This window comes from Ferdinandcohnia sp. SAFN-114 (assembly GCF_059415045.1).
On sequence record NZ_JBPFDQ010000217.1, the window covers coordinates 1 to 643 of the forward strand.

At 37.8% G+C, this 643-nt stretch carries 1 protein-coding gene; it reads right to left on the reverse strand.

All coding sequences use genetic code 11. The annotated features are described in order from the left end of the window. Positions 1–643 (reverse strand): IS256 family transposase (locus ACR65M_RS27000; protein WP_440274959.1); only part of this gene is annotated, 643 nt, incomplete at both ends.

Sequence of the window (643 nt, forward strand, 5' to 3'; positions counted from 1 at the left end):
GTGCTGCGAATATATTGTTGAAACTTATTGGGTTCATTTAAAAACTGGATAGCATCTTCGAAGCCATCTTCTAAAATTCGGGTCGCTTTCTCCAGCTTTGAATCTTCTCCAAATCGTTCAAGAAATTCATCTTTAAACCTTCTGGCATCATTCACACTAACAGCTTCAAAAATTCTCTTTAATCCTAGTTTTTCTTCATCTACCCCTTTTTTAGGTAGTACATTAAAAATATTTCGCTTGAAATGGACAGTGCAACGTTGCCAAACAGTTCCAACGAATACTTCTTTTAGAGCCCTTTTTAATCCGGGATGTGCGTCTGTAATAAATAGTCTTGGAGATTGTACTCCTCGAGATTGTAAGTGATGTAAAAATGCTTTCCAAGCATCATAGCTTTCTACGTGATCGACTCTTATTCCTAATATTTCTCGGCGGTTTTCTTCCGTAATGGCAGTAGCGATATAGACAGCCTTTGATACAACACGATTATGTTCACGCACCTTAATATACATGGCATCAGCGAAAATATAAGGGTAGTATGTTGTATTTAAAGGCCGGTTTGCCCAAGTTTGAACAATTGGGTCGAGTTGTTCCGTAAGAGAAGAAACAAAAGACTTCGAAACACTTTCTCCACAAAGTTGTTGGA